This is a genomic window from Streptomyces sp. NPDC002499, assembly GCF_053595415.1.
Window position 1 is genome coordinate 1 of the sequence record NZ_JBSFXO010000022.1, and the last position, 25,199, is coordinate 25,199.

Sequence of the window (25,199 nt, forward strand, 5' to 3'; positions counted from 1 at the left end):
CGCGCACCTTGGACTTGGCATCGCGCACGTAATCCCGCGCGTGCTCAAGGGTCTTGAAGGGGTGGTCGGCGGTGCCCTTCCCGGTGTCCTTGCCGGTCGGGGAGACGTAGACGGTAAGGCCGGACGGTCGCGCGGCGGCCTGGGCCGGGGCGACGGTCAGGGGCGCCGCCGCGGCGGCCAGGGACACGGCGGCTATGAGAACTCTTCGCACGGGCACACGGCGGCCCCTGCGCGCAGACGGAACAGACACGGAAATCCAATCGCCTGGGGGATGTGACGCGGGAGGCCGGTCGTCCACCGGCCTCTCCGGACGTCGGTCGGAATGCGCCCGTACGAAGTCGGCCTAGGAGGCGGACGTCTGCGGGGGCAGTGAGGAGTCGCCGGGACCGGCGCTCGTCGAGGGCCGCGCGGGTGCCCCGGGGGCGGCGCGGTCACCGAGGTTGAACAGCCGGTCGCGGATCTTCCGCTCGAACTGGGTGCGCGTGGTGGCGATGTGCTCCACCATCAACTCGCTCGCGAGATCGGCCTCCCCCGCGGCGACCGCCTCTGCGATGGCGAGGTGCTGTCGTGCGGCGACCTCCAGCGAGCCGGGGGCGTCGCCGTGGAAGAGCAGCACGTCGGACTGGGAGGCGAGGCGCCGCACGCCGGCCACGCTCGACCTCAGGAACACGTTGTGCGCGGCGGCGCCCACCGCGTCGTGGAAGGCCTCGTCGGCCTCGGCGAAGGCGTGCGCGTCGCCGCGCTGGGCCGCCGTCAGTGACCTCTGCGCGGCCTCCCTGATGGTGCGGACCTCGATGGGGGTGGCGAGGCCCGCGGCCCGGCGGGCCGTCTCCGACTCGATCACCGTGCGGTACTCCAGGAGCATCAGGACGTCGTCCATGCTCGTCGGGCGGAAGTGCGCCAGGTGATCGTCCACCAGCCCGCCGGAGGCCTCCGCGACGAAGATGCCGGCGCCTCGCCGTACGCTCAACCGGCCGATGGCGGCCAGGACTTTGACCGCCTCGCGGGTGACGTTGCGGGAGGCGCCCAGGACTTCGGCCAGGCCCGCTTCCGTGGGGAGCCGGTCGCCGGGGCGCAGGTTCTGCCCGGCGATGTACTCCAGCAGCTGCTCGGCGACGAGTTCGTACCCCGGCCGGTAGGGACCGTCGGCCCCCGGTGACGCATCGGCCACTGTGCAACCCTCCATGCCTGTGGATTAACCCGGTTCATCGATGATGGTCACTATGGCATCCGGGTTTCACGGAGGGAAGATGTCGAACAGAACCTGATTCATGTGGTGGATGTGGCGGGGTATCGCCAAATGAAACAGGTCTATTGGCCGGAGAGGCGTCTCGGCCCGGGAACGGGAAAAGGTGCCGGCCGAGGAGAAGGATCTCCTCGGCCGACACCCTGTGCTTCCTCTGCGTCCGGGCGGCTCAGCCCGTCGCGTCCACCAACGCCAGTTCGTGCAACCGCTCCGGCGGGCCCGGGCGGGCGTAGTACCAGCCCTGGGCCGTGTCGCAGCCCAGTATGCGGAGTTGTTCGGCCTGGGCGCCGGTCTCCACGCCCTCGACCGTGACCGCCAGGTCCAGGCTGTGGGCGAGGGAGACGATGCCTTCGACGATCTTGAGGTCGACGGGGTCGGCCGGGAACTGCTGCATGCTCTGGGTGAAGGAGCGGTCCAGTTTGAGGATGCTCACCGGCAGCCGGCGGAGGTTGGCGAGGTTGGAGTAGCCGGTGCCGAAGTCGTCGAGGGCGATGTCGACGCCCATCTCGGCGAGCCGGCGCAGGGGTTTGAGGAGGTCGTCGTCGGCGCCGATGAGCGCGGACTCGGTGACCTCCAGGCAGAGGGCGTCGGGCTGGACGCCGGCGCGCTCCAGGATGTCGACGGTGTCCTGCACCAGGCCGGGGTGGGTGAGCTGGCAGGGCGAGAGGTTCACGTTGATGCGCATCGGGCCCGCGTCCTCGAACCGCTCGCGCCACTCGCGCGCCTGGCGGACGGACTGTTCGAGCACCCAGCGGCCCAACGGGACGATGAGGCCGGTGTGTTCGGCGAGCGGGATGAAGCGGTCCGGGCCGAGGACGCCGTGCTGCGGATGCAGCCAGCGCACCAGGGCCTCGGCACCGCGGACGGTGCCGTCGCCGAGGTGGACCAGGGGCTGGTACTCGATGAAGAACTCGCCGCGCTCCAGGGCGATGGGCAGCGCCGTGGTGAGCCCGTGCCGGGTGATGGCGCGGGCGTCGGCCTCCTCGTCGGCGAGCTCGTAGCGGTTGCCGCCCGCGGACTTGGCCCGGTACATGGTGATGTCGGCGCTGCGCAGCACCTCGGCGGGGGTGCGCTCGCCCGCCGGGCCCTCGACGATGCCGATGCTGCCGCGCACCAGGAGTTCCCTGCCGTCCACGCTGATCGGCGTGACCAGGGCGTTCATGATGCGCTCGGCGAGTTCGTCGACCTCGCGCTCGGTGCCGGTCCCGGTGGTCAGGGCCACGAACTCGTCGCCGCCGAGCCGGGCGACCATCTCGCCGGGCGCGGTCGCGCACGCCTGGAGGCGGTCGGCGACCTCGACGAGCAGCCGGTCGCCGGCCGCGTGACCGAGGCTGTCGTTGATGGCCTTGAAGCCGTCGAGGTCGAGGTAGCACAGGCCGAAGCGCTGGCCGGTCCCGGCGCCCAGCGCCTTCTCCAGCCGCTCGAAGAAGAAGGTCCGGTTGGGCAGGCCGGTCAGCGCGTCGTGCGTGGCCTCGTAGCGCAGCCGGAGGTTGAGCAGCCGGCGCTCGGTGGTGTCCTCCATGAGGGCGAGCTGGTACTGCGGTTCGCCGTCCGCGTCACGCAGCAGGGAGACCGTCAGATTGGTCCACAGAGCGGTCCCGTCGGGCCGGGAGAAGGCCTTCTCCACGTGGTAGTGCTCGCGCTCGCCGCGGACCAGCTCGTCGTAGAGCGTCCAGGTCTGGGGCGCGTCCTCGGGGTGGGTCCACTCCTGGACCCGTCGGCCGCGGAGCATCTGGTCGGTGAGGCCGAACATGCGCAGCAGGGCGCCGTTGACTTGCAGGATGTTGCCTTCGAGGTCGGCGATGCCGATTCCTATGGCCGCGCCCTCGAAGACGGCCCGGAAGCGGGCCTCGCTCGCGTGCAGCGCCTGGGCGACCACGCCCTGCGCCTTGAGCGCGGCCGCCGAGATCGCCTCCTGCTCGGCCAGGGTGCGCTCACGCAGCGCCTGGGCGTACCCGGCGGCCATGGCGTGCTGCAACCGGGCCGCGCGGGCCCGCAGGTCCTCCTGGTCGCCGTCCTCGCCGCAGTAGAGCACCAGGTAGGCGTGCACACAGTCCAGCGAGCGGCTGAGCGCCTCGGGGTCGGTGCAGTGCGCGGCGACGAGGGCGGCGCCGACCGCCCTGCCCTCGTCGGCGTCGAGCGTACGGGTGTGCAGTGCCTGGCTCAACCGCCGCGCCAGCGGCAGGAGTTGCTCCTCGAACTCCGGCCGGGTCAGCGACGTCGAGGTCACCGGGAACACCGCCCGGCTCCAGATCGTCGCGAACCGGCGCAGTCTGTCCTCCGGCCCGTCCGGCTCCGCGCTCACGCCGTGCGCCCCACGCCGGCGAACCCGGAGAACGCGTAGGGATCCTCGTCCTCCAGTGCCGTCTCCGGCCGCCAGTGCGGCATCGGCACCAGTCCCGGTTCCACCATGTCGTACCCCTCGAAGAACCGCGCGATCTCCTCGCGCGAGCGCATGATCAGCGGGTTGCGAATGTCCTTGTATACGTCCACCGTGCCCGCGGCCCGCTCCGGGGGGAGCGGGATTCCCTCGTACGAGGCATGGGTGAGGATCAGCTGGCTGCCGGGCGCGAGTGCGTCGCGCAGTTGGGCCACCGCTTCGTACGGGTCGTCCTCGTCCTCCACGAAGTGCAGTATGGCAACGAGGAGCAGGGCCACCGGCCGGTTCACGTCGATCAGCCGCTGCACTTCGGCACTTGCGAGGATCTCCTGGGGCTTGCGGAGGTCGGCGGCGACGACGTCCGCGTCCTCGTTGCCGGCGAGGACCGCCTGGCTGTGCGCGACGGCCACCGGGTCGTGGTCGACGTAGACGACATGCGTGCCGGGCCGGGCCGACTGGGCGACCTCGTGGACGTTGCCGAAGGTCGGGATGCCGGAGCCGATGTCCAGGAACTGGGTGATGCCCTCGTCGACGGCGAACCGCACCGCGCGGCGCATGAACGCCCGGTTCGCCTGCATGATCTTGGGAAGTCCCGGCATGAAGTCCATGGCCTTGCGGGCCGCTTCCCGGTCGACCTCGAAATTGTGCGAACCGCCCAGGTAGTAGTCGTAGATGCGCGAAACGCTGGGCACCGAGATGTCGATGCTCCGGGGGGCCCAGGCGGGACGCTCCATCTATCTCTCCAAGCCGTAGGCGATCCGGTGTTCGAGCTGAGGCTACTGATCGCCTGCCAACGGGGCGAGCCCAAACGGAAATTGACCGTCCGTTCCCGGTCACTGCCTGCGGCACATGCCGTAATCGCCCGCTCAAAAAGGGCAACTCGACGCCCTCCGAAGAGCAAAAGATGCCCGCCGGAACACGAAAGCGGTCCGCCCCCTCCGTGCGGTGCGGAGGGGGCGGACCATTCGATCGTGCGCTGTCCGGTGCGATCAGCCCTGGGGAGGTGATCCCTACTTCTTCGGTGCGCCGATCGGCTTTCCGTCGGGCGCCATGACGTACCAAGTACCGCCGACGCCCTGACCGTTGGTGTCACCGGGAGCCTCGTCACCGGCGAAGGTGTACGCCGGCCAGCAGTCGACGGTCATCTGCTTGATGCCGTCGGGCCGGGTGATGGCCATGAGGCCGCTCTTCTTGAGGCCCTTGGTGTCGTTGGCCTCGACCGGGCCGACGACCGGCCACTTGTCCAGGCAGGCGCCCGTGCAGTTGGAGATCGGGTCGGGCCAGGCCACGTCCTTCAGGAAGCGGTAGACCGTGTGGCCGTTCTTGTCGACGACGATGTCGCCGAGCTTGGCGTCCTTGCGCACGGAGAGTCCGGGCAGGCTCGCCAGCGTGGCCTTCTTGCCGTCGGGGGCCAGCGCGAACCACTTCTTGCCCACGCCCTGACCGGTGATGTCACCGGCCTTGGTGTCCTTCGCATAGCGGTACGCCGGCCAGCCGCCGATGGTGAGCTGCTTGGTGCCGTCGGTCCGGGTGACCTCGCCGAGCAGGGCCTTGTCGATACCGGCGCCGGCCGTGGCGTCGTCCGCGGGCACCGGCGGCCAGGCGGTCGCGCAGTCGCCGTCGCAGCTCGACTTGGGCGGCTCGGCGGTGTCGTCGTCGAATCGGTAGAGGGTCAGGCCCGTGCCATCGGTGAGCACCTTGCCGAGTTCGGCGTCCTCGGCGACGGCGAGCTTGCCCGCGGGAGTCGTCTGGGTGCCCAGATTCTGACCGTCGGCGCCGTAGCCATTGCTGGGGCTGGCGCTCGCGCCGGCCGCGGGGACGCTGCCGTAACCGCCCGCAGGCGCTGTGGCGCCCACGTTCTGGCTGCCCACCCCCGACGTTCCGCTTTCCTGACCGCACGCCGTCGTCAGCGCCAGTACAGCCGCAGCGCTTGCCACGAGTGAGGCGCTCCGCCAGGAGGTCTTCATCTTCAACTCCCCATAATCCCAAGGCTTATCGCAGCGCCCTGCTGCGCCGCCGCACGGCACTGAGTACGCATGGGGTCTGCGGTTGTGTTCAACCGCCCCGCATATTTCTTTCCGGAACCTGTGACACAGGCGCACCAACCTGTGCGACTCGCCCCGTTTCTCGCGCATACGTGCGCATTGCCGGAGACGTGAGCGAGTCCTGATCAAACCCCCGGACCCACTACTTCCCCCGTTAGGACCAATCCTTCTGCGCCATCGCGTGCGCGGGCCCGCGAGGGCTCATGATCTCCGTCGTGCATCGACCCGAACCGACCCGAATCGGCCTCACCGCCCGGCTGTTGGCACCGGTGACGCTGGCCTGGCTGCTGATGGGGGCACCGGCGGGCGTGGCGGTGGCCGACGCGTGCGCGTACGCCTCGACCGGCCCGGACGGCACGGAGGCGGTGGCGGTCGCCGGAAGCCTCGACTGGCCGACCCCTCCGGGCTGCCCCAAGCCCCCGCCGCCTCCGCCGTGTCCCGAGCCCACGCCGAGCCCGACGCCCAGCCCCCCGCCGAAACCGCCGCCGCCCAAGCCGAAGCCCACACCCACACCCACGCCGAAGCCGCCGCCCCCGAAACCGAAGCCCACTCCGAAGCCGACCCCCACGCCGCCGCCCCCGGCGCCGGCCCCGCCACCCGCCGCCCGGCCGGCCCCGCGCCCGCCGGCCCCGACTCCCCCGCCCCCTCCGAAGCCCACGCCCACTCCCCCGCCGAAGCCCTCGGCCAAGCCCGCCCCCGGCCCGAGCGCCAGTCCGGTGAGCTACCCGAAATACCGTGCGCCGGCCCCCAAGCGGCCGACCCACAACAGTCCATCCCCGCTCACCTTCGTCCTGCTGATCACGACTCCCGCCGTGGTCGCCGTCGCCGCGCTGCGGCCGCGCTGATTCCTGGAGGCACCTCTTGCCGGAATGGCTTGTTCTCACTCTCGCGATGCTGGCCGCGTGCGTCGTGGTGGTCATCATCACCTTCCTGCGGCACCGCACGGCGTCCGACGACGAGGACACCAGTGAGACCCCCGACGTCATCGAGTACATGACGATGTGGATCGGTGTGGTGTACGCCATCGTCCTGGGCCTGGCCATCGCCGGGGTGTGGGAGGCCCGCAGCGCCGCCCAGGACCACGTGCAGGCCGAGGCCGTCGCGCTGCACGAGATCTCGGAACGGGTCCGGGTCTATCCGCCCGACGTCCGTGACCGCATTCGGGACGACGTCAACGCTTATGTCGGACAGGTCGTCAACAAGGAGTGGAAGTCGATGGCCGACCGCGGCGAGGTCACCCAGCGGGGCAATGACCTCCTGGAGAAGATCCGCGTGGACGTCACCGACTACCAGCCGACGACGGACTTCCAGGCACAGGCCTACCAGCCGCTGATCGACCAGGTGATGGCGGCCGACCAGGCCCGCAACGCACGGGCGGACGCCATGGGCGCGACCATGCCGGGCGTGGTGTGGTTCGGACTGCTGACCGGAGCCGCGGTCACCATCGGAATGATCTTCGCCCTGCAGATCCGGCGCACCGCGCGTGAACTGATCCTGGCCGGGCTGTTCTCCGCCCTGATCGCCTTCCTGCTGTTCCTCATCTGGGACTTCGACTCGCCCTACAGCCGGGGCATCACGGCGTCGGCGGAACCCTTCCTGCGGCTCTTCCCCCACATCGGGGGCTGACGGCCCTTCAAACGCCGTTCCCCTGAGCGGCCCACACGGTTGCCCCATTCGCACGACTGCGATCGCGCACACGTACACATGTTCCTAGCGTTTCGATCATCGAGGTGCATTTCCGGCGCAAGCGGAACAGGTCCGCTGCTGCTCCTCGGGGACCGGAGGAACCACCATGCGCGCGATACGCGTCGCTTCGGCCGCACTGCTGGGCATCAGCGCCCTCGCTCTTTCCGCACCCGCGGCGGTCGCGAGCCCCGACGGCAACATCACGCCGTTCGGCTTCAGCGTCCTGCCCTCGACCATCGCGGCGGGCGGTCAGGTCACGCTCCAGCTGAACCGTGACGGCGGCTGCCGAGGCACGGCGACGGTCACCTCGGCCGTCTTCGACACGGTGCGGATCCGCCCCGGTCAGTCGTCGGCGACGGCGATGGTCGACTGGGACGCCAAGCCGGGCGCGCTGTACCAGGTGACGTTCGCGTGTGACGGCGCGAGCGGATCGACGGATCTCACCATCGCCGGCGGACGCCCGGTCAATCCCACACCGGTGCCGCTCAATCCCTACCGGGGCGTGCACGCCGGTGAGGGCGGCAGCATCGCCGGGTTCGACGTCAAGGAGCTCGGTATGGGTGCCGCGCTCATCGTGGGCTCGGTCGGGGCGGCGTACCACTTCTCGCGCCGCCGCACCGGCGAGGACGGCGGCTGACCCCGGCGCCCCACCCGCACAGGCCTTCGCCCCGGATCCTGACAAGGGATCCGGGGCGAAGGCCTGTTGTGCGTGCGATCCGACCTCCGAAGGGGGTGAGGTCAGATGCGCTTCTCGGACCGCCTGCGCATCCAGAACAGTCCGCTGCCGACGGCGGCCGCGGCCACGAGACCGCCGCCGATCGCCATGTCGGTCGGCGTCGCCCCGCTGGTGCTGCTGCCGCCGAGACCACCGCGGACACCGCCGATGACGGTGAAGGCGGCGGGGTTGACGACGGATCCGTTGGCGCAGGTGACCGTGATGCTGTGCGAGCCCGTGCGCACGTTGCGGTTGACCGTGGCGGTGCCCCGCATCAGGCTGCTGGTGCCCGAGAGGGTGGTCGCCGGGAACGCGTCCGAGGTCGCGGTGGCCGGTCCGGTGCAGTTGTCGACGGTCAGGGTCAGCTGCCCGCCCCGGGCGATGACGCTGGGCAACGCGACGATGTTGCTGGGACTCAGGTTCATTCCGTCGCGCGCGACGGCCGCCGGAGCGGCGAGTCCGAGTGCGGCGACCGCGACGGCCGAGGCCGCCAGGGCACGAGTGGTACGCATGTGATCCTCCGCGGAAGACGCCCCGGGACCTGTTCCCCGGTGGATCGGCGAGAAAGCGCCTCCCAGACAGACCCTCAGTTGCCTTGCGCGAAGCCGCATTTCGGCGCTGGTCCGTCCTGGTGAGAAGACACGCCGAGGGATAACCGCACAATCGGATATCACCGCAGGTCACGGACCGTCAGAAAATTCCTGCGCACGGCAACTCGGATGGCGCACCAAAGGAGTACGGGAAAGGGAACGGCCGGACCACAGCAGGAACGACGACACGGTGACGGCCACCCGTTCGCTTCTCCCCCGTCGCCGGTTTCGCGCGCGGGACTTAGCGTTCTCGTATGCGCGAATGACGTGGCGACGGCCGCGTCGAGAGGGGTAATCGAATGTCTGCGTTCGAGCTGGCCGACGAGGAGGAGCCGCAGTCGAAGAAGCGTGCTCCTTGGGGCGTGATAGCGCTTGTTCTGCTGACCGGCCTCGCGCTCATTCGGAATGGTTCGGGAGAGTTCGACGTGGGTCCGCCACAGCCCGCCTCGGCGGCCGCGGCCGACAGCCATGTGCCCGGGACCTTCGCCAAGGCCCAGCCGCTGGCGTTCTCCATGCCCGACCGGGTCAGGATTCCGTCGATCCGGGTCGACGCGCCCGTGATGGCGGTCGGCCTGGACTCGGACGGCTGGGTGGGAGCGCCGCCGCCGGAGGATCCGAATCTGGCGGGCTGGTTCACCGGCGCGGTGTCGCCGGGCGAGAAGGGCACGGCGGTCGTGGTCGGCCACGTCGACAACAAACAGGGCCCCGCCGTGTTCTACGGACTCGGGGCCCTCAAGAAGGGAAATCGAGTAGAGGTCGCGCGCAAGGACGGAAAGACGGCCGTCTTCGAGATCTACGGCATCGAGGTCTTCGCGAAGAACGACTTCCCCGGCGACCGTGTCTACGGTTCGAAGGGCACCCCCGAATTGCGGGTCATCACCTGCGGGGGCGGTTTCTCCAAGCAGCACGGATACGACGGGAACGTGGTCGTGTTCGCCCGCCTGGTCGAGGTCCGCTGAGCGTTCCCCGACCGGGCGGGCGGAATTCGGTCTATGCGGTACGCCGTCTCGGCACGCTCATGTGATAGCCGGAATCCAGCAGTTGCGGCAGATAGTCGCGCAGGGCCCGGACACTCTGGGAGCGGTCGCCCCCGGCGTCGTGCGAGAGCACCACGACGCCGGGGGCGGCGCCGCCCTCGACCCGGTGGACGATGGTGCGCGTGCCCGGGGTGGTCCAGTCGAGGGTGTCGACGGTCCAGGCGAGGGGCTCCATGCCCAGGTCGGCGCCGAGTTGGAAGGCGGCCCGGTTCCAGGCCCCGTAGGGCGCGCGGAACCACTGCGGCCGTTCCCCGTACGCCTCCTCGATGACCTCGCTGGTGCGGTCCATCTCGGAGTGGATCTGCTTACGGGTCAAGCGGGTCAGCAGCGGATGGGACCAGGTGTGGTTGCCGACGACATGCCCTTCGTCGGCCATGCGGGCCAGCAGGTCCTGGTTGTCGACGGCCATCTCCCCGCACACGAAGAACATGGCCCGCACGTCGTACTCGGCGAGGGTGTCCAGGATGTGCGGGGTGTAGCGGGGGTCGGGCCCGTCGTCGAAGGTCAGCACCATGGTGCGCCCGCGACCGGACATCTTCAGAAAGGGCTCGTGCCGTACGAGGGTCCGGCCGGGGGTGCTGCGGGGCGGGCCGTATCCGGTCAGGGGCTGGAGCCGGTAGGCGGACGGCTTGAGCGGGCGGCTCGCCTGCGGTCCCGCGGCGGGAGCCGGGGGCTTGGCCTGCCCGCCACCGGTCTCCCACAGCAGCGCGCCGGCGGTGCCGGCCGCCCCCAGAGCGGCGGCGCCGGCGAACAACGCCCCGCGCCGCGTGAGCAACTGATCCTTCTTCATGACTCATGAGTCGCCCGGCCGAGGGCCGACGCACCACAGCAACACCGGCGCGGCGGCAGGAATACACCCACACGGCCCAGCAATCGGGGTCAGCGACGGCGCACCAGGGGGAACGGGAGCGTCTCACGGATCGTCAGGCCGGTGAGGAACATGACCAGTCGGTCGACGCCAATACCGAGGCCGCCGGTGGGCGGCATCGCGTATTCGAGGGCATCGAGGAAGTCCTCGTCCAGCTCCATCGCCTCGGGGTCGCCGCCGGCCGCGAGGAGCGACTGGGCGGTGAGCCGGCGGCGCTGCTCGACGGGATCGGTCAGCTCGGAGTAGGCGGTGCCGAGTTCGGTCCCGAAGGCGACCAGGTCCCAGCGTTCGGCGAGCCGCGGGTCGGTGCGGTGCTGGCGGGTCAGCGGGGAGACGTCGGTCGGGAAGTCCTTGTAGAAGGTCGGCAGCTGGGTGCGCTCCTCCACCAGCCGCTCGTACATCTCCAGTACGACGTCCCCGCGCCCGTCCTCGTCCTTGTACGGCACCTTCGCGCGGTCGCACAGCCGGTGCAGCGCACGCAGTTCGGTGTCCGCGTCGACCGGCTCCCCCAGCGCCTCGGAGATCGCGCCGTAGACGGTCTTGACCGGCCAGGCGCCGGAGATGTCGTACTCCTCGCCGTCCTTGCGTGCGACGGGTGAGCCGAAGGCGGCGGTGGCCGCGCCCTGGATCAGTTCGCGGGCGAGGTCGAGCATCACGTCGTAGTCGGCGTAGGCCTGGTAGGCCTCCAGCATCGTGAACTCGGGGTTGTGCTTGTAGGAGACGCCCTCGTTGCGGAAGGTGCGGCCCATCTCGAAAACCTTCTCCAGGCCGCCGACGCACAGGCGCTTGAGGTACAGCTCGGGCGCGATGCGCAGATAGAGGTCGAGGTCGTAGGCGTTGATGTGGGTGGTGAAGGGGCGGGCGTTGGCGCCGCCGTGGATCTGCTGGAGCATCGGGGTCTCGACCTCCAGGTAGCCGCGCGTCAACAGGCCCTGGCGCAGGGCCTGTACGGCGGTGGAGCGGGCGCGCACCACGTCGCGGGCGGCGGGGCTGGAGACCAGGTCGAGGTAGCGCATGCGGACCTTGGCCTCGGGGTCGGTCAGGCCCCGGCGTTTGTCGGGCAGGGGGCGCAGGCACTTGCCGATCAACTGCCAGGAGGTCACGAAGACGGTGGTCCCGCCCTGGTCGCTGGTGCCCGCGCGGCCGGTGGCGGTGATGTGGTCGCCGATGTCGGTGTCGGCGGTGAAGCGGTCGAGTTCGGCGCCGGACTCCTCGCGGGTGAGGGCGAGTTGGCCGTCGCCCGACCAGTCGCGCAGGCCGACGAAGACGATGCCGCCGAAGTCGCGCACCAGCATGACCCGGCCCGCGACGGTGACCTCCTCGCCCGGCCGGACCTCGGCGAGGGTGTGGGTGCGGGGCGGGATGCCGACCGGGTAGGGGTCGGTGCCGTCGGCGCGCAGCCGGTCGAGCGTGCGGTGCCGGATGCGGACCTGTTCGGGCCGGCCGGTGTGCTCGTCACCGGGCCCGGCCTCGTCCCCTCCGGCGAGGCCGAGCGCCGACAACGACGGCAGGCCCTCGGTCGTCGCGGGCCGGGGTGCCCCCTTCGGGTGCCCTTTTCCCCAGAGCTTGCGCAACGACGGTACGGAGACGAAGCCTTCGGCGATTCCGGAGGCGAGGCCGATCCGGGCGAGGGAGGCGGTGTCGCCGTAGCAGATGAAGCGGGGGTACCACTCGGGGCGGTACTTGGCGTTGGAACGGTAGAGGGCCTCCAGCTGCCACCACCGGGAGAAGAACAGGAGCAGCCGGCGCCACAGGCGCAGCACCGGGCCCGCGCCGATGCGGGCGCCCTCCTCGAAGACCGAGCGGAAGACGGCGAAGTTGAGGGAGATACGGCGCACGCCCAACTTGGGGGCGGCGGCGCACAGTTCGGCGACCATGAACTCCATGACCCCGTTGGGTGCGGAGCGGTCACGGCGCATCAGGTCGAGGGAGACGCCGTCCTTGCCCCAGGGCACGAAGGAGAGCAGGGCGAGCAGCCGGCCGTCCTCGCCGAGGGCTTCCACGAGGAGGCAGTCGCCGTCGGCCGGGTCGCCGAGGCGGTCCAGGGCCATGGAGAAGCCGCGTTCGGTCTCGGTGTCCCGCCAGGCGTCGGCCTTGTCGACGATCTCCTCCATCTCCTGGTCGGTGAGGTCGGCGTGGCGGCGGACGCGGGTGGTGGCGCCGGTGCGCCGGACCCGGTGGACGGCCTGCCGGGTGACCCGCATCTCCCGGCCGGACAGGTCGAAGTCGGCCACGTGCAGGATGGCCTCGTCGCCGAGTTGCAGTGCGCCGAGTCCGGCGCGGGCGAAGGCCTTGGCGCCGTCCTCGGAGGCGCCCATGGCGGCGGGCGCCCAGGCGTGTCTGCGGGCCACGTCCAGCCAGGCGGCGAGGGCGTGCGGCCAGGCCTCCCGGTCGCCGACGGGGTCGCCGCTGGCGAGGCAGACGCCGGCCTCGACGCGGTAGGTGACGGCGGCCTTGCCGCTGGGCGAGAAGACGACGGCCTTGTCTCGGCGGGTGGCGAAGTAGCCGAGGGAGTCCTGTTCGCCGTAGGCCGCGAGCAGGGCACGGATGCGGGCCTCCTCGTCTCCGTGCAGGGCGGCTTCCATGCGCTGCGAACGGAACATGGTGGCGGCGGCGCTGAGCAGGGCGAGCGCGCCGAACAGGCCGAGCGGGAAGTACAGGGCGCGCGGCGGGCGGCCGTCGAAGGAGCGGGTGGAGACCAGGCCGCCGCAGACCCGGTTGGCGGCCCAGGCCAGGCGCTGGCCGTGCGGCAGGGTGCCCGGGAACAGCTCGACCAGCCCCCAGCCGACCAGGATGCCGAGGACCAGGCCGACGAACAGCACGAGCAGGGCGCGGCGGACGGCGGCGCGGCGCGAGGCGGCGTAGAACTCCTTGCGGGCGACGACCAGCAGGATCAGGGCGAGGCCGCAGACGATCAGCGACGGCAGGGAGTCGTAGTACAGGCCGACCGCCACGCCGAGGACGTCGGTGAGGACGAGCAGGCCCAGATAGACGACGACCAGCCACCAGGCGGCCTTCTTGCGGGCGGCGGTCGCGGCGGCCAGCAGGAAGAGGAAGACGGCGTAGGCGAGGTTGGCGCTGACCGGGACGATCAGCAGGTCGAGGAAGCGGACGACCGGGCGCAGCGCGGTGCGCAGCGGTGGGATGAAGGCCAGCAGGACGCACAGGAGGCCCAGGGCGCCGAAGAAGGCCGCGAAACCCTCGGGCACCCTGCTCAGCGGGCCGCTGCCGGGAGGCCGGCTCTTGCCCGCGGTGTCCTTGGGCGTCACGGCCTCCGCGGTGGCCGTCATGGTTCCGACACGGTGGCAGTCATGGTTCCGACTGTAGGAAGACCCCGGCCGCCGCGCCCGTCGAGGCGTCCCGGCCGGGGGCGGGACCTGCGGTTTCCGATAGCCTCTGCGCCGTGACGGAACAGCACTCGCACCAGTTCGAACGGGGCACGGACGGCCCCAAGGTGATCGTGGTCGGCGTGGACGGCTCCGACTCCTCGCTCCGCGCGGCGTCCTACGCCGGTGGTCTGGCCCGGCGGCAGCACGCGTTGCTGGCCATCGTGTACGTGCAGCCGGTGATGGCCGCGGGCGCCGCGCTCGGCGCTCCGGTCGCCGAGACGACGGACGAGATCGCCGAGAACCTGATCGCGGAGATCCGGGACGCCACCGAGCGGGTCAAGGGGATATTCGACGTGCGCTGGGAGTTCCACACGTTCCGCGGCGACCCGTACGGCGGTCTGGCGAAGGCGGCCGACGAACTCAAGGCGGACGCGGTGGTGGTGGGCGCCTCGGAGCAGGCCGGGCACCGGTTCGTGGGGTCGGTGGCCGTGCGGCTGGTGAAGGCGGGCAAGTGGCCCGTCACGGTGGTGCCGTAGGCCGCACTGGTCTCACAGGCCTTACAGGCCGAGCAGGAAGTCGAGCAGCACGGCGTTGAAGGCCTCCGGCCGCTCCAGGTTGGGGAAGTGTCCGGCGTCCTCGATCGTCACGGAGCGGCCGTTCGGGACCGTCCGGGCGAACTTCTCGGCCATCGCGATGCCGTCGTCCGCGTCCAGCGCGCCATGGACGGCGAGGACGGGCACGTCGATCTTCGGCACCCGGCTCCAGGGGTCGTCGAGCGGCACGTACCAGTTCTTCTCCCCCGGGGTGTGCTTGGCGACGGTGTGCGTCGCCATCTCCCGCATCCGGCGCACCAGTTCAGGGTCGATGTCGTCGACGGAGCGGTGCGGTCCTGAGATGTTCTTGGCGAAGGTCTCGATCCAGCCGGCGAGGTCACCGGCGGCCAGCAGCCGGCCCGACTCCGCCGCGCGCTCCGCCGTCCACGGGTCGCTGTACTCGAACGCGCTGGTGCCGCCCCCGGCGACGACCACGGCACGGACCAGTTCCGGGTGTTCGATCGCGGTGTCGGTCGCCACGGCCGCGCCCATGCACGCACCGACCAGGACGGCGGGACCCGCGTCCAGGTGACGCAGCAGCGCGCCCAGGTCGTCGGCCCAGCGGAACGGCTTGCTCGCGTTGGCGGAGAAGCCGTGGCCGCGCACGTCGGGGGCGATGACCCGGTGGCCGGCGGCGACCAGCGCCGGTATCTGGTCGTCGAAGATCCGGTGGTCGACGTATCCGGGGTGGACGAGGACCACGAGGTCACCGGCGCCGCTGTCGCGGTAGGCGAGGTCGCCGTCGGCGGACGCGAAACGGTGGAGATCCGAGTGACCCGGTCCCGCATTGCTCAGTTCCGAAGCAGCTGTCATGACAACCAAGGTGTCATCTTCGGCAGGTTTTGGCAACCAAGGTGTCATGATGGCCGCGTGAACGACATCGACGCACCGCTGCCGCCCGACGATCTCGGCCACCGCGTCAGCGAGGTGTTCGACCTCGTCGGCGCGCTCTACCGGCGTGGTCTGCGCAAGCTGGAGCAGGACGAGGCGGCCGGCGTGGACGGGGCGGTCGAGGGGGTGTCCGTCGGTGTGCGCTCCGTGCTGGTCCTGCTGCACCGGTACGGGTCCATGACGGTGCCTCAGATGGGCCGTGTCATGGCGCTGACCCGGCAGTTCGTGCAGCGCATGGTCAACGACGCGATGGAGCGGGGGTGGGTGGAGGCGACACCCAACCCCGCGCACCAGCGGTCCTCGCTGATCCGGATCACGGACGAGGGCGAGTCCGTCATCACCGCGATCCTGGAGCGCGAGCACGCCCTGAACCGGCAGGTCGGCGGCGATCTGACCGAGGCCGAACTCCGGGCGTGCGTACGCGTCCTGAAGCAGATGCTGCGGACCTTCGACCCCGGGGACTGACCCTCTTCCCGTCGGCTACTTCCCCATCACCAGCCCGTCCTTGCCCGCGCCCCGGCTGAGCACCACCTCCCGGATGCGGTCGCGCACGCTGCGCACGTCGGCCCCCTCGGCGAGCACCCGGTTGAGGTCGACCACGCGCCCCGCGTCGATGTCGAACTGCTGAGGGATGAACTCGGCCCTGGTCACCCGCCACCTCTCACCCGGCGCGGCCGGCGGGGCGAAGGTGAAGCGGGCGATGGTCGACTCGTTGCCGCGCGGGTCCTGGACGCCCTCATAGTTGGTCATCTCGCCGGCGATCTGGTCGCCCATGCCGTAGACCACCCAGGTGCCGTTGACCTTCTCGTAGGCCTGCGGGACGTGCGCGTGGGTGCCGATGATCAGGTCGATGTCGGGGCGGCCGCCGGTCCGGGCCGCGGTGAGCGTCTTCGCCAGGGCGAGTTGCTGCTCGTCCGGGGCGTCCTGCCATTCCGTGCCCCAGTGCAGCGAGACGACGACCACGTCGGCGCCCGCCTGCCGGGCGGCCCGGGAGTCCCTGAGGATCTTGTTCTGGTCGATGAGGTCGACGGCCCAGGGCTGACCCGGCGGCAGCGGGAAGCCGTTCGTGTCGTAGGTGTAGGCGAGGTGGGCGACCTTCGCCGGACCGGCGCGCAGGACGGTGACGGAGCGCGCCTCGGCCGCCGTGCGCGCCGTTCCCGCGTGACCCACGCCCGCCCGGTCGAGCGCGTCGAGGGTGCGCAGGATGCCGGCGGCGCCGTCGTCGAGGCTGTGGTTGGAGGCGGTGGAGCAGCCGTCGTAGCCGGTGGCGGCCAGGGCACGGGCCACCTCGGGCGGGGACTTGAAGGTCGGGTAGCCGGTGTAGTCGCCGTTCGCGCCGTACACGGTCTCCATGTGACACAGGGCCAGATCGGCACCCGAGACGATCGGCTTCACGCCGTCCAGCATCGGCCGGAAGTCGTAGCCCTTGCCGCCTCCGTCGAAGAGCGCGCGGTCGATGATCGAGCTGTGCGGGAGGACGTCACCGGAGGCGACGAGCGTGAATCCCCGGTCGGCCGGGGGCGCCGGCTGCCCGGCCCGGGACGGCGACTGGTGGTCCCGGGCCTGGCAGGCGGCTCCTCCGACGAGGATCGCGGCGAGGGCCAGGACGACCTGTCGTCTGCGTGCAATCATCAGCCCACCTCACTGTGGTCATATTTACCCACAAAAGGTACGGAGCTGAGGGCACCCCCCGAGGCCCCCGACACGCCGGTTCGCCCGTCCGGTGCGCCGGACGGGGCCTCCCGGCCCACCGCGCGTAACGGACGGAACCGTTCATCGAACCGTTCGTCGACGCGATCGACCGTCCGCCGCAGATCCGTGTGCGTGCCCTGTCCCGAAACGGCCCCCTGCGATGCCATACGCCCATGACGGCCGGAACCACCCTCACGAACGGGACGACCGCCGAGCACGAGCTCGTAGCGCTGCAGCGCGAGCACGGCCGGCCCCTCTTCGCGCTCCTGCTCCGGCTCTGTGACGGCGACCGGCAGCGCGCCGAGGACCTCGTCCAGGAGACGCTGGTGCGGGCCTGGCAGCATCCCGAGGCCCTGCGCGCCGACGACTTCGACTCCGTACGGCCGTGGCTGATGACCGTCGGCCGACGGCTCGCCATCGACGCGCGGCGGGCCCGGCAGGCGCGTCCTGCCGAGGTCGGGGACGCGATCCTGGAGAACTCGCGCGTGATCGCCGATCACGCCGAACGGGCGGCGGCCGCCCTCGACGTACGCGAGGCTGTGAAGACACTCACTCCGGAGCACCGTGAAGTCCTGGTGCTCGTGTACTTCCAGGGGGCGAGTGTGGCGGAAGCCGCCGAAACGCTGGGGATCCCTGCCGGTACGGTGAAGTCTCGCGCGTACTACGCGCTGCGTGCCCTGCGTCGGGTGCTCCCCGGTTATGCAGCCGACCTGCGGTGAAACCGAAGGCTTGGTCAAACCTCGGTAAAGCGCCTTGCTGACGACCATGGTTGAGTAATCGGCTGTCTTCATCCGTGTTCCGGACTGGGGCCCGGCGACGGGCATCGCGCACGCACCGGAGGAAGGCAGGAAGGGATGCTGCACAGAGGTCACGAGAGCGCGGACGGCACAGGTGAAGGCGAACTCATCGTCCCCATGGCCTGGTTGTACGCCGAATACATCGCCGACGAGCTGTTGCGGACGGGCGATCTCATGCCGCCGACGTCCTTCGAGTTCCGCGCCGGGCGGGATGCCCTGGCGCTGACCATCTTCCTGTCCGACACCGACGGCGAACTCTCGGGCATCCGGGTGGTCTCCCAGTTGGAGACCTGGCTGTCCCTGACCGCGTACGACCAGCCCTGGCAGGACTGGGTGGGCGAGCGGATGGCCCTGCTCGCCGCCGAGGTGGCCGAATCCGGGGCTCCCGCACCGGACTTGGCACTGGCGGAGGACGCCTGGCGCTGGCTGGAGGAGACGGAGCTGCTCGCACCCGACCTCAACGCGGCGGTGCCGGGCGGCGGTCCGGCGGTCGGTGAGGACGAGGGACCCAAGGTGTGGACGAAGGCGTGGCAACTCGGCCTGCCCCTCGGCCACCTCGCCATCCACCTTTTTTGAGACCTGTTTCGATCCGGACCAATCCGCGCGCCGGGCCGCTACGAATCCCTTGATTGCGATTCTGTGTGTGCCTTGAGTGATTCGACGGTCTGGTGCGTACCGATGGGAGCAACGAGTAACCCAACCCGCACCCAACGGCACGAGGATTCGGCATGAGGTCCCTGGAGAGGCATCGCGACGTCGCCGCGTACGCGCTCGGCGTGCTGGACGAGGCGGACGCCTTCCGCTTCGAGGACCACCTCATGGAGTGCGCGCGCTGCGCGGCACACGTGACCGAGTTCGGGCCCATCACCCGGCAGATGATGCTGTATCGCCGGGCGACCCCGCGCTTCGTGCACCCCATGGCCAAACCCGGTCCGCAACTGCTGGACCGGCTCCTTGGCGCGGTGGCGGCCCGACATCACGCCGGGCGCCGGCGCTTTTTGTACGCGGTCGCCGCGTCCGTGGCGATCGCCGCGGCCGGCCCCGGCATCGCGATGTACGCGAGCGGTGGCGACCAGAGCGTGCAGGTCGCCGCGACCGACGCCAAGACCGGTGTGTGGGCGAAGGTGAAGGTCGCGGACGAGGAGTCGGGCAGCGCGATCCAGGTCGAGGTGAAGGACGGCGCGGGACCGCGCTCCTGTCGCCTGGTCGTGGTCGGCCGCGACGGCTCCGAGGAGACCGTGACGAGCTGGACCGTGCCCGACCACGACGCCCGCCCCAACACCATCCAGGGCAGCGCGGCCATGCATCCCGACGAGATCGACCACTACGAGGTGCGCACGGCGGAGGGCGATCACCTGGTCACGCTCGACCCGGCCTAGGACTCGTCGAGGGCCGCCCTCCTGACGCGGCCGGCGTTCTCCTACTTCAGCAGCTTCGACATCCTCCGGTCCGCGAGGGGTTTGCCGCCGGTCTGGCAGGTCGGGCAGTACTGGAGCGAGGAGTCGCTGAAGGAGACCTCGCGGATGGTGTCGCCGCACACCGGGCAGGCCTCGCCGGTGCGGCCGTGGACACGCAGGCCGCTCTTCTTCTCGGCCTTCAGACGGCCGGCGGCGACTCCGCGCGAGCGCTCGATGGCCTCGGTGAGGGTGCCGCGCAGGGCCTCGTAGAGACGGGTCGTCTCCTCCGGGGTGAGGGACGCGGCGAGTTTGAAGGGGGACATCTTCGCGGCGTGCAGGATCTCGTCGCTGTACGCGTTGCCCACGCCCGCGATGAGGCTCTGGTCGCGCAGCGCCCCCTTGAGCTGGCGTCTCTCGGTCTTCAGGAGGTCCGCGAAGGCCTGCTCGTCGAAGGCGTCGGCGAGCGGGTCCGGGCCCAGGCGGGCGACGCCCGGAACCTCCTGGGGGTCGTGGACGACGTACACCGCGAGGCGTTTCTGGGTGCCCGCCTCGGTGAGGTCGAAACCCGCGCCGGTCTCCAGGGCGACACGCAGGGCGAGAGGGCCCTTGCCGGGGCGGGGCGGGCCGTCGGGGAGCTTGTCCTTCCAGTGCAGCCAGCCCGCGCGGGCGAGGTGGGTCACGAAGTGCGGGCCGCCGTCCGTCTCCAGGTCGAGGAACTTGCCGTGCCGGTGCACGGCGGTGACCTCGTGGCCCTCGACGGCCGTCAGGGGAGGGTCGTACGTCTTCAGGACGCTGATCGCCACGGGCAGCACCCGGACGATCTCGTGTCCGACCAGGTGCTCGGTGAGGAAGTCTTTGAGTGCTTCGACCTCGGGGAGTTCCGGCATACGTCCAGGGTGCCATCCGGCGCCGACAACGCCAGGCGGGTTCAGTCGCCGGGCGGCACCACGAACTCGCACCACACGCACTTGCCGCCGCCCCGCGCCTCCACGCCCCACACGTCCGTGAGCAGGTCGACCAGGAGCAGACCACGTCCCGAGACGCCCGACTCCCCCGCCTCGCGGCGGCGCGGCAGGGCGCTGGAGGAGTCCTCGACCTCGACGCGCAGCCGCCGGTCGCCGTCGGTGAGGACCCTGAGGGTGACGATCGCGGCGCCCTCGGTGTGCATGAGGGCGTTGGTGATCAGTTCGTCGGCGACGAGTTCGATCTCGTCGGCGCGGTCGCGGCCACCCCAGGACCGGACCGCGGCGCGGATCATGTGGCGGGCCTGGGTGAGCGCCTCCGGATCGCCGGGCGCCACGTGCTGCTGGAGCCGGCCGCCGGTCTGCTGGGCCTCGAGGCCCCGGCGCCGCAGCAGGAGCAGCGCCACGTCGTCGTCGCCGTTGCGCTCCTCGGCCACGTCGATCAGACAGTCCGCGAGGTCGCGTACGTCGTCCGGGCCGCTGCGGATGAGGGCGGTGAGGGTCTGCATGCCCTCGTCGAGGTCGGCGCCGGGCAGTTCGACCAGACCGTCGGTGCACAGCAGGAGGGTGTTGCCGGGGTCGAGCTCCAGGGTGGCGACGGGGTAGTCGAGGCTGCCGAACTCGGCGGACAGGCCCAGCGGCAGTCCGCCCTGGACGGGGATGCGACGGCAGCTGCCGTCGGCGTACCGGATCAGCGGGTCGATGTGGCCGGCCCGGACGACCTGGACGACTCCGGTGGCCAGGTCGGCCTCCGCGTACAGGCAGGTCGCGAAGCGGTCGGTGTCGAGTTCGTGCAGGAAGACGGAGGCGCGGGCCATGACGGTGGCGGGGGTGTGGCCCTCGGCGGCGTAGGCGCGCAGGACGATGCGGAGCTGGCCCATCACGGCCGCCGCGTGCGTGTCGTGGCCCTGGACGTCACCGATGACGGCGCCGACCCGGCCGCCGGGCAGCGGGATCAGGTCGTACCAGTCGCCGCCGATGTCCCGCCCGAAGGTGCCCGCGGCGGAGCCCGCGCGGTAGCGGACGGCGACGTCGGCGCCGCGCACGCTGGGGATCGACCGCGGCAGCATGGCCTGCTGGAGGCCGGTGGCGAGGTCCTTCTCCTGCTCGTAGAACATGGCCCGCTGCAGGCTCTGCGCGATGCTGCTGCCGAGGGCGAGCAGCACGTTGCGCTCCTCCGGGGAGAAGCCGCGCCGGTCGCTGTAGAGCAGGCCCATCGCGCCGATCGGGCGGCCCTGGGCGATCAGCGGGAGGTAGGCGGCCGCGGTGATGTGCAGGTCGGTGAGGTACGGCCAGAGGATCGGAAAGCGTTCCGCGAACTCCTGCGGGGACTCGATGAAGCACGGGGTGAGCGTCCGTACGACCTCGCTCATCGGGTAGTGCTCGTCGATCCGGGTGACCTCGGTGCCGGGGACGAAGCTGCCCGCGGGGCCCTCGGCGATCAGGCGGATCCGGCCGGCCTCGACCTGGCCCATGACCAGGCTGGTGGCGCCCAGATGGGTGAGGCCGTGGGTGTCCTTGAGGACGTCGATGACGTCCTGCACGGAGCGGGCGTGCGCGAGGGCGGCCGTGGTCAGCTGGACGACGTTGGTCTGCTCGCGCCGGGCCGCGTCCTGCGCGGCCTGCTCGCCGTGCGCCTCGGTGTCGCTCAGCTCCTGGGTGGCGTCCCGGACGATGCCGATGACACGGCGGGGACGGCCCGTCTCGTCCCGTCGGATGTAGCCCTGGGTGTGGGTCCAGCGCAGGGTGCCGTCTCGGCGGCGGATACGGAAGTAGGCGCCGTAGTTCTCGCTGCCGTCCTTCAGCGCCTGCGAGACCAGGGCGTCCAGCCGGTGGCCCTCGACCGTGGGGACCCGGATCGCGAGGCTCTCGGGGTGGTCGTCGTACTCGTCGGGGCGCAGGTCGAAGACCTCGTGGGCCTGGGCGTCCATGTGGAACAGGCCGCTGTCCAGGTCCCAGTCGAAGCTGCCCATGCGATTGAGCGCCAGGATCGGATCCGGGTGGGCTGGCCAGTCGTCCGGGAGTGACAGGGCGCTCGCTCCCCGATCAACCATGGGCCCACCTTGCCAGGATTCGCCGGATTCTTCGACCCGGCCGGGACGGTTCGGTACGGTCCCGGCCGGGGCGGAGGCCAACCATTCGCCGGGGTCGGGGTCAGCCGTCGAAGGCGTCCGTGTCGTCCGGGATCAGTCCGCCGCCGTCGGGCAGGTCCGGGGTCTCCGGGACGGTCTCGGGCCCGATCTCGTCGTCGGGGTCCGGCGGGGACACGGGCGTGACGGAGTCGGGGGCGGTCGTGGGCGCGGTCGCGGGCGGTGTGGCCGTGACCGTCGCCGTGGCGCAGGCCGTGAGGGTGGCGGGCGGCCGGGACGGGACCACGGCGTCGGTGGCGCCCGGGGTGACGGTCACGGTCGGGGTGACGCAGTCCGTGGCCGACGGGGAGGTGACGGCGTTCTCGTCGCTCTCATCGCTCTCGCCGGTCGGGGACGTGCTGTCCTCCCGCGGTGAGGCGCCGGGGCTCGACCCGCTGTCGTCCGGGCTCGGCGTGGGGGTCGCCAGGCCCTGCGTGGACGTGGGAGTGGGTGGTGTAGGCGTCGGGGTCAGCGGGATCGGCGACGGGACGACGTGATCGTGGTGCACGCCGTGGCCGATGGGCCGCTCGATCCAGGTGTTGTCGACGATGTTGATGATCGTGATGTTGGTGATCACCTGCGGTGCCGGGACGACGACGACCACCTGCGCGGGCCGGTAGCCGGACCAGGGCCGGCCGCTCGTGGCGTAGCCGCCGTGCTGGGCGACCGGCGACCCCAGTGGGTTGCCGCAGGCACAGCGGACGCGGGGTGTGCCGCGGTTGTCCACGAGGACGGCGGTACCGGCCTGGAGGACGGACTGGAAGCCGGTCGTCCGTCCGGCGCGGTAGCCATGGTTGGTGACCCGGGTGTCGGCGCGCAGTGCCACGGGGGCGAGACCGCGCAGAAAGGCGGGGACGGAGGCCTGCGAGATGCCCTCGGCCCGCGCGAAGGCGCGAGACCTGGACGGGTCGGCGTTCAGGTACTCGATCTGCCGGTTCACGTCACAGCTGGCTGCGCGCGCGGTGCCGGCGTAGAGGCCTGGGGTGCTGCCCTGGAGGGCACGGACCCGTGGGCTCGATGCCGTGCGGGCCGGTGACGGAGTCGCCTGCGTGTGCGTCGGCGTCGGCGTGACCGTCGAGGTGGCCGTCGACTCGGTGAACGGGTCGGAGCCCTGCGCCGCGGCCGGCTGCAGGAAGACCTCGCCGCTCGACTTCGTGTCCTTGGCGCCGTCGCCTCCGCAGCCGGCGACGAGGAGCGCCGCCGAGAGCGCGCAGGCCGTGGCGATGGTTCCGGTGACTGTCCGCACCTGATCCTCCCGCCTCACTGAAGGCAGTTCGTCACCATTGTCTGCGTCACTCACTTGGGTTACGCAAGCGGAGGCAGGATATACGGAGAGTGACATAGGGTTCCGACGCGCACAGGACGAGCGGCGACGGAGGGAGGCGGGGCGACCGTGGAGTGGTTCACCGCATCCGGCTACTGGTGGAGCCGACTGCTCTTCCAGCGGGCTCTCGCCGGCGTGTATCTGGTGGCGTTCCTGACAGCGGCCCTTCAGTTCCGAGCCCTGATCGGCGAACGCGGCATGCTTCCCGTCCCCCGGCTGGTCGCACGCGTGCCGTTCCGACAGGCGCCGAGCCTCTTCCAACTCCACTACTCCGACCGATACTTCGCGGCCTGCGCCTGGGCCGGTTGCGCGGTGTCGGCCGCGCTGCTCGCCGGACTGGACTCCCAACTACCGCTGTGGGCCGGGATGTTGCTCTGGCTGCTGCCGTGGGTGCTGTACCTGTCGATCGTCAACGTCGGCCAGACCTGGTACGCGTTCGGCTGGGAGTCGCTGCTCCTTGAAGTGGGCTTCGTCGCGGTCCTGCTCGGCAACGACGACGTGGCCCCGCCGATCGTGCTGCTGTTCCTGCTGCGCTGGATCCTGTTCCGCGTGGAGTTCGGCGCGGGCCTGATCAAGATGCGCGGCGACGCCTGCTGGCGGAAGCTGACCTGCCTCTACCACCATCACGAGACGCAGCCCATGCCGGGCCCGCTGAGCTGGTTCTTCCACCACCTCCCCCGCCCACTGCACCGGGCCGAGGCAGCCGCCAATCACGTCACCCAACTCGTCGTGCCCGTCCTGCTGTTCACCCCGCAGCCGGTCGCCACGGCCGCCGCGTCCCTGATGATCCTGACCCAGCTGTGGCTGGTCCTGTCCGGCAACTTCTCCTGGCTGAACTGGATCACCATCGTGCTCGCGCTCTCCGCGCTGGAACTCCCGGGCGAGACACCGTCGTCCGTGCCAGCCGCCCCGCTCTGGTACGAGGTCCTGGTCCTCGCCGTGACCACCCTGCTCGTCGGCCTGAGCTACCACCCGGTGCGCAACATGCTCTCCCACCGCCAGGTCATGAACCGCTCCTTCGACCCGCTCCATCTGGTCAACACCTACGGCGCGTTCGGCACCGTCAGCCGGGTCCGGTACGAGGTGGTGATCGAGGGCACCGCGGAGGAGGTGCCCCGCGAGGACTCGGAGTGGCGGGAGTACGAGTTCAAGGGCAAGCCGGGTGATCCGCGGCGCCTGCCACGCCAGTTCGCGCCGTACCATCTGCGGCTGGACTGGCTGATGTGGTTCGCGGCGCTGTCGCCGGCCTACGCCGAGCCGTGGTTCGGCGGACTGGTGGAACGCCTGCTGGAGAACGACCGCGACACGCTACGACTCCTGCGCCGCTCCCCGTTCCCGCCCGACGCCCCGCCCCGCTTCGTCCGCGCCCGGCTCTTCCGGTACCGGTACACGAACTGGCGGGAGTTGCGGGAGACGGGCGCGTGGTGGGAGCGGACGTTCGTGCGGGAGTATCTGCCGCCGACGCGGCTGGCCGGGGCGGTTCAGAACTCGTAGCCGTCAGAGGCCTTCTCAGCCGTC

23 protein-coding genes are annotated in these 25,199 nt (G+C 70.9%); 10 read left to right on the forward strand and 13 right to left on the reverse strand.

The window, feature by feature from the left end; translation table 11 throughout:
• From ACWD5F_RS44345 to ACWD5F_RS44365, 5 genes are all read right to left on the reverse strand, one after another.
• Positions 1–211: hypothetical protein (locus tag ACWD5F_RS44345; protein ID WP_451261817.1), on the reverse strand; the 211-nt coding region annotated here is incomplete at its 3' end.
• Positions 212–343: 132 nt separating this feature from the next.
• On the reverse strand, positions 344–1,186 hold the full coding sequence (locus ACWD5F_RS44350; RefSeq protein ID WP_451261818.1) for a FadR/GntR family transcriptional regulator: 843 nt from the start codon (positions 1,184–1,186) through the stop codon (positions 344–346).
• A 229-nt stretch (positions 1,187–1,415) separates the two neighbouring features.
• Positions 1,416–3,551 carry a putative bifunctional diguanylate cyclase/phosphodiesterase gene (locus ACWD5F_RS44355; RefSeq protein WP_401711483.1) on the reverse strand — a complete coding sequence of 712 codons (2,136 nt, stop codon included), beginning with the start codon at positions 3,549–3,551 and terminating at the stop codon, positions 1,416–1,418.
• Positions 3,548–4,360, reverse strand: a complete 813-nt coding sequence (locus ACWD5F_RS44360) for an SAM-dependent methyltransferase (RefSeq protein ID WP_451261819.1) — start codon at positions 4,358–4,360, stop codon at positions 3,548–3,550. Before ACWD5F_RS44360 ends, ACWD5F_RS44355 begins: the two co-directional genes overlap by 4 nt.
• 276 nt (positions 4,361–4,636) lie before the next feature.
• Positions 4,637–5,593 carry an SCO0930 family lipoprotein gene (locus ACWD5F_RS44365; protein ID WP_401711489.1) on the reverse strand — a complete coding sequence of 319 codons (957 nt, stop codon included), beginning with the start codon at positions 5,591–5,593 and terminating at the stop codon, positions 4,637–4,639.
• A 293-nt stretch (positions 5,594–5,886) separates the two neighbouring features.
• Here ACWD5F_RS44365 and ACWD5F_RS44370 point away from each other — a divergent pair, with 293 nt between their 5' ends.
• The 3 genes from ACWD5F_RS44370 to ACWD5F_RS44380 all read left to right on the forward strand — a co-directional run bounded on the left by ACWD5F_RS44370 (position 5,887) and on the right by ACWD5F_RS44380 (position 7,994).
• Positions 5,887–6,516 carry a hypothetical protein gene (locus ACWD5F_RS44370; RefSeq protein ID WP_451261820.1) on the forward strand — a complete coding sequence of 210 codons (630 nt, stop codon included), beginning with the start codon at positions 5,887–5,889 and terminating at the stop codon, positions 6,514–6,516.
• Between the two features lie 16 nt (positions 6,517–6,532).
• Entirely contained in the window at positions 6,533–7,297 is a 765-nt protein-coding gene (locus ACWD5F_RS44375) for a bestrophin-like domain (RefSeq protein WP_451261821.1), read from the forward strand.
• A gap of 166 nt (positions 7,298–7,463) precedes the next feature.
• Positions 7,464–7,994: a hypothetical protein gene (locus tag ACWD5F_RS44380; protein WP_123996529.1), complete on the forward strand. Its 531-nt coding sequence runs from the start codon at positions 7,464–7,466 to the stop codon at positions 7,992–7,994.
• Between the two features lie 101 nt (positions 7,995–8,095).
• Here the strand turns inward: ACWD5F_RS44380 and ACWD5F_RS44385 are convergent, their stop codons facing one another.
• Entirely contained in the window at positions 8,096–8,584 is a 489-nt protein-coding gene (locus tag ACWD5F_RS44385; protein WP_451261822.1) for a hypothetical protein, read from the reverse strand.
• A gap of 377 nt (positions 8,585–8,961) precedes the next feature.
• Here ACWD5F_RS44385 and ACWD5F_RS44390 point away from each other — a divergent pair, with 377 nt between their 5' ends.
• Positions 8,962–9,621 (forward strand): class F sortase, encoded by a 660-nt coding sequence (locus tag ACWD5F_RS44390; protein ID WP_451261823.1) that lies wholly within the window; start codon positions 8,962–8,964, stop codon positions 9,619–9,621.
• Between the two features lie 31 nt (positions 9,622–9,652).
• Here ACWD5F_RS44390 and ACWD5F_RS44395 read toward each other — a convergent pair whose 3' ends face one another.
• Both ACWD5F_RS44395 and lysX read right to left on the reverse strand, forming a co-directional pair.
• Positions 9,653–10,489, reverse strand: coding sequence for a polysaccharide deacetylase family protein (locus ACWD5F_RS44395; protein ID WP_451261824.1), 837 nt, complete (start codon positions 10,487–10,489; stop codon positions 9,653–9,655).
• 89 nt (positions 10,490–10,578) lie between these two features.
• Positions 10,579–13,857 carry a bifunctional lysylphosphatidylglycerol synthetase/lysine--tRNA ligase LysX gene (gene lysX / locus ACWD5F_RS44400; RefSeq protein ID WP_451261825.1) on the reverse strand — a complete coding sequence of 1,093 codons (3,279 nt, stop codon included), beginning with the start codon at positions 13,855–13,857 and terminating at the stop codon, positions 10,579–10,581.
• Positions 13,858–13,970: 113 nt separating this feature from the next.
• Between lysX and ACWD5F_RS44405 the strand changes: the two genes are divergently transcribed.
• The gene (locus tag ACWD5F_RS44405; protein WP_451261826.1) at positions 13,971–14,432 is read left to right on the forward strand and encodes a universal stress protein; all 462 of its coding nucleotides are present in this window, start codon (positions 13,971–13,973) and stop codon (positions 14,430–14,432) included.
• Between the two features lie 21 nt (positions 14,433–14,453).
• Here ACWD5F_RS44405 and ACWD5F_RS44410 read toward each other — a convergent pair whose 3' ends face one another.
• Positions 14,454–15,302: an alpha/beta fold hydrolase gene (locus ACWD5F_RS44410; RefSeq protein WP_451261828.1), complete on the reverse strand. Its 849-nt coding sequence runs from the start codon at positions 15,300–15,302 to the stop codon at positions 14,454–14,456.
• Positions 15,303–15,359: 57 nt separating this feature from the next.
• Between ACWD5F_RS44410 and ACWD5F_RS44415 the strand changes: the two genes are divergently transcribed.
• Positions 15,360–15,845 carry a MarR family winged helix-turn-helix transcriptional regulator gene (locus ACWD5F_RS44415; RefSeq protein ID WP_401711509.1) on the forward strand — a complete coding sequence of 162 codons (486 nt, stop codon included), beginning with the start codon at positions 15,360–15,362 and terminating at the stop codon, positions 15,843–15,845.
• A gap of 15 nt (positions 15,846–15,860) precedes the next feature.
• Here the strand turns inward: ACWD5F_RS44415 and ACWD5F_RS44420 are convergent, their stop codons facing one another.
• On the reverse strand, positions 15,861–17,012 hold the full coding sequence (locus ACWD5F_RS44420) for a CapA family protein (protein ID WP_451261829.1): 1,152 nt from the start codon (positions 17,010–17,012) through the stop codon (positions 15,861–15,863).
• A gap of 233 nt (positions 17,013–17,245) precedes the next feature.
• Between ACWD5F_RS44420 and ACWD5F_RS44425 the strand changes: the two genes are divergently transcribed.
• The 3 genes from ACWD5F_RS44425 to ACWD5F_RS44435 all read left to right on the forward strand — a co-directional run bounded on the left by ACWD5F_RS44425 (position 17,246) and on the right by ACWD5F_RS44435 (position 19,248).
• A complete protein-coding gene (locus tag ACWD5F_RS44425; RefSeq protein WP_401711516.1) occupies positions 17,246–17,791 on the forward strand; it encodes a sigma-70 family RNA polymerase sigma factor in 546 nt (181 codons plus the stop codon).
• 135 nt (positions 17,792–17,926) lie between these two features.
• Complete coding sequence (locus ACWD5F_RS44430) at positions 17,927–18,445, forward strand: hypothetical protein (protein WP_401711519.1); 519 nt, start codon at positions 17,927–17,929, stop codon at positions 18,443–18,445.
• 152 nt (positions 18,446–18,597) lie between these two features.
• Positions 18,598–19,248 carry a zf-HC2 domain-containing protein gene (locus tag ACWD5F_RS44435; protein ID WP_401711522.1) on the forward strand — a complete coding sequence of 217 codons (651 nt, stop codon included), beginning with the start codon at positions 18,598–18,600 and terminating at the stop codon, positions 19,246–19,248.
• 41 nt (positions 19,249–19,289) lie between these two features.
• Here ACWD5F_RS44435 and ACWD5F_RS44440 read toward each other — a convergent pair whose 3' ends face one another.
• The 3 genes from ACWD5F_RS44440 to ACWD5F_RS44450 form a co-directional block, all read right to left on the reverse strand.
• Positions 19,290–20,153: an Fpg/Nei family DNA glycosylase gene (locus ACWD5F_RS44440; RefSeq protein WP_401711524.1), complete on the reverse strand. Its 864-nt coding sequence runs from the start codon at positions 20,151–20,153 to the stop codon at positions 19,290–19,292.
• Positions 20,154–20,194: 41 nt separating this feature from the next.
• Positions 20,195–22,282, reverse strand: coding sequence for a SpoIIE family protein phosphatase (locus ACWD5F_RS44445; protein ID WP_451261830.1), 2,088 nt, complete (start codon positions 22,280–22,282; stop codon positions 20,195–20,197).
• A 100-nt stretch (positions 22,283–22,382) separates the two neighbouring features.
• Positions 22,383–23,603 (reverse strand): DUF6777 domain-containing protein, encoded by a 1,221-nt coding sequence (locus ACWD5F_RS44450; protein WP_451261831.1) that lies wholly within the window; start codon positions 23,601–23,603, stop codon positions 22,383–22,385.
• Between the two features lie 147 nt (positions 23,604–23,750).
• Here ACWD5F_RS44450 and ACWD5F_RS44455 point away from each other — a divergent pair, with 147 nt between their 5' ends.
• Positions 23,751–25,175, forward strand: a complete 1,425-nt coding sequence (locus tag ACWD5F_RS44455) for a lipase maturation factor family protein (protein ID WP_451261833.1) — start codon at positions 23,751–23,753, stop codon at positions 25,173–25,175.
• Positions 25,176–25,199: the final 24 nt, after the last annotated feature.

What these genes read in the sequence shown, in the direction of transcription:
- ACWD5F_RS44350 (WP_451261818.1), bottom strand. Translation starts at nt 1,186, where the DNA reads ATGGAGGGTTGCACAGTGGCCGATGCGTCACCGGGGGCCGACGGTCCC.
- ACWD5F_RS44360 (WP_451261819.1), bottom strand. Translation starts at nt 4,360, where the DNA reads ATGGAGCGTCCCGCCTGGGCCCCCCGGAGCATCGACATCTCGGTGCCC.
- ACWD5F_RS44365 (WP_401711489.1), bottom strand. Translation starts at nt 5,593, where the DNA reads ATGAAGACCTCCTGGCGGAGCGCCTCACTCGTGGCAAGCGCTGCGGCT.
- ACWD5F_RS44380 (WP_123996529.1), top strand. Translation starts at nt 7,464, where the DNA reads ATGCGCGCGATACGCGTCGCTTCGGCCGCACTGCTGGGCATCAGCGCC.
- ACWD5F_RS44385 (WP_451261822.1), bottom strand. Translation starts at nt 8,584, where the DNA reads ATGCGTACCACTCGTGCCCTGGCGGCCTCGGCCGTCGCGGTCGCCGCA.
- ACWD5F_RS44390 (WP_451261823.1), top strand. Translation starts at nt 8,962, where the DNA reads ATGTCTGCGTTCGAGCTGGCCGACGAGGAGGAGCCGCAGTCGAAGAAG.
- ACWD5F_RS44395 (WP_451261824.1), bottom strand. Translation starts at nt 10,489, where the DNA reads ATGAAGAAGGATCAGTTGCTCACGCGGCGCGGGGCGTTGTTCGCCGGC.
- lysX (WP_451261825.1), bottom strand. Translation starts at nt 13,857, where the DNA reads ATGACGGCCACCGCGGAGGCCGTGACGCCCAAGGACACCGCGGGCAAG.
- ACWD5F_RS44410 (WP_451261828.1), bottom strand. Translation starts at nt 15,302, where the DNA reads ATGACAGCTGCTTCGGAACTGAGCAATGCGGGACCGGGTCACTCGGAT.
- ACWD5F_RS44420 (WP_451261829.1), bottom strand. Translation starts at nt 17,012, where the DNA reads ATGATTGCACGCAGACGACAGGTCGTCCTGGCCCTCGCCGCGATCCTC.
- ACWD5F_RS44425 (WP_401711516.1), top strand. Translation starts at nt 17,246, where the DNA reads ATGACGGCCGGAACCACCCTCACGAACGGGACGACCGCCGAGCACGAG.
- ACWD5F_RS44430 (WP_401711519.1), top strand. Translation starts at nt 17,927, where the DNA reads ATGCTGCACAGAGGTCACGAGAGCGCGGACGGCACAGGTGAAGGCGAA.
- ACWD5F_RS44435 (WP_401711522.1), top strand. Translation starts at nt 18,598, where the DNA reads ATGAGGTCCCTGGAGAGGCATCGCGACGTCGCCGCGTACGCGCTCGGC.
- ACWD5F_RS44440 (WP_401711524.1), bottom strand. Translation starts at nt 20,153, where the DNA reads ATGCCGGAACTCCCCGAGGTCGAAGCACTCAAAGACTTCCTCACCGAG.
- ACWD5F_RS44445 (WP_451261830.1), bottom strand. Translation starts at nt 22,282, where the DNA reads ATGGTTGATCGGGGAGCGAGCGCCCTGTCACTCCCGGACGACTGGCCA.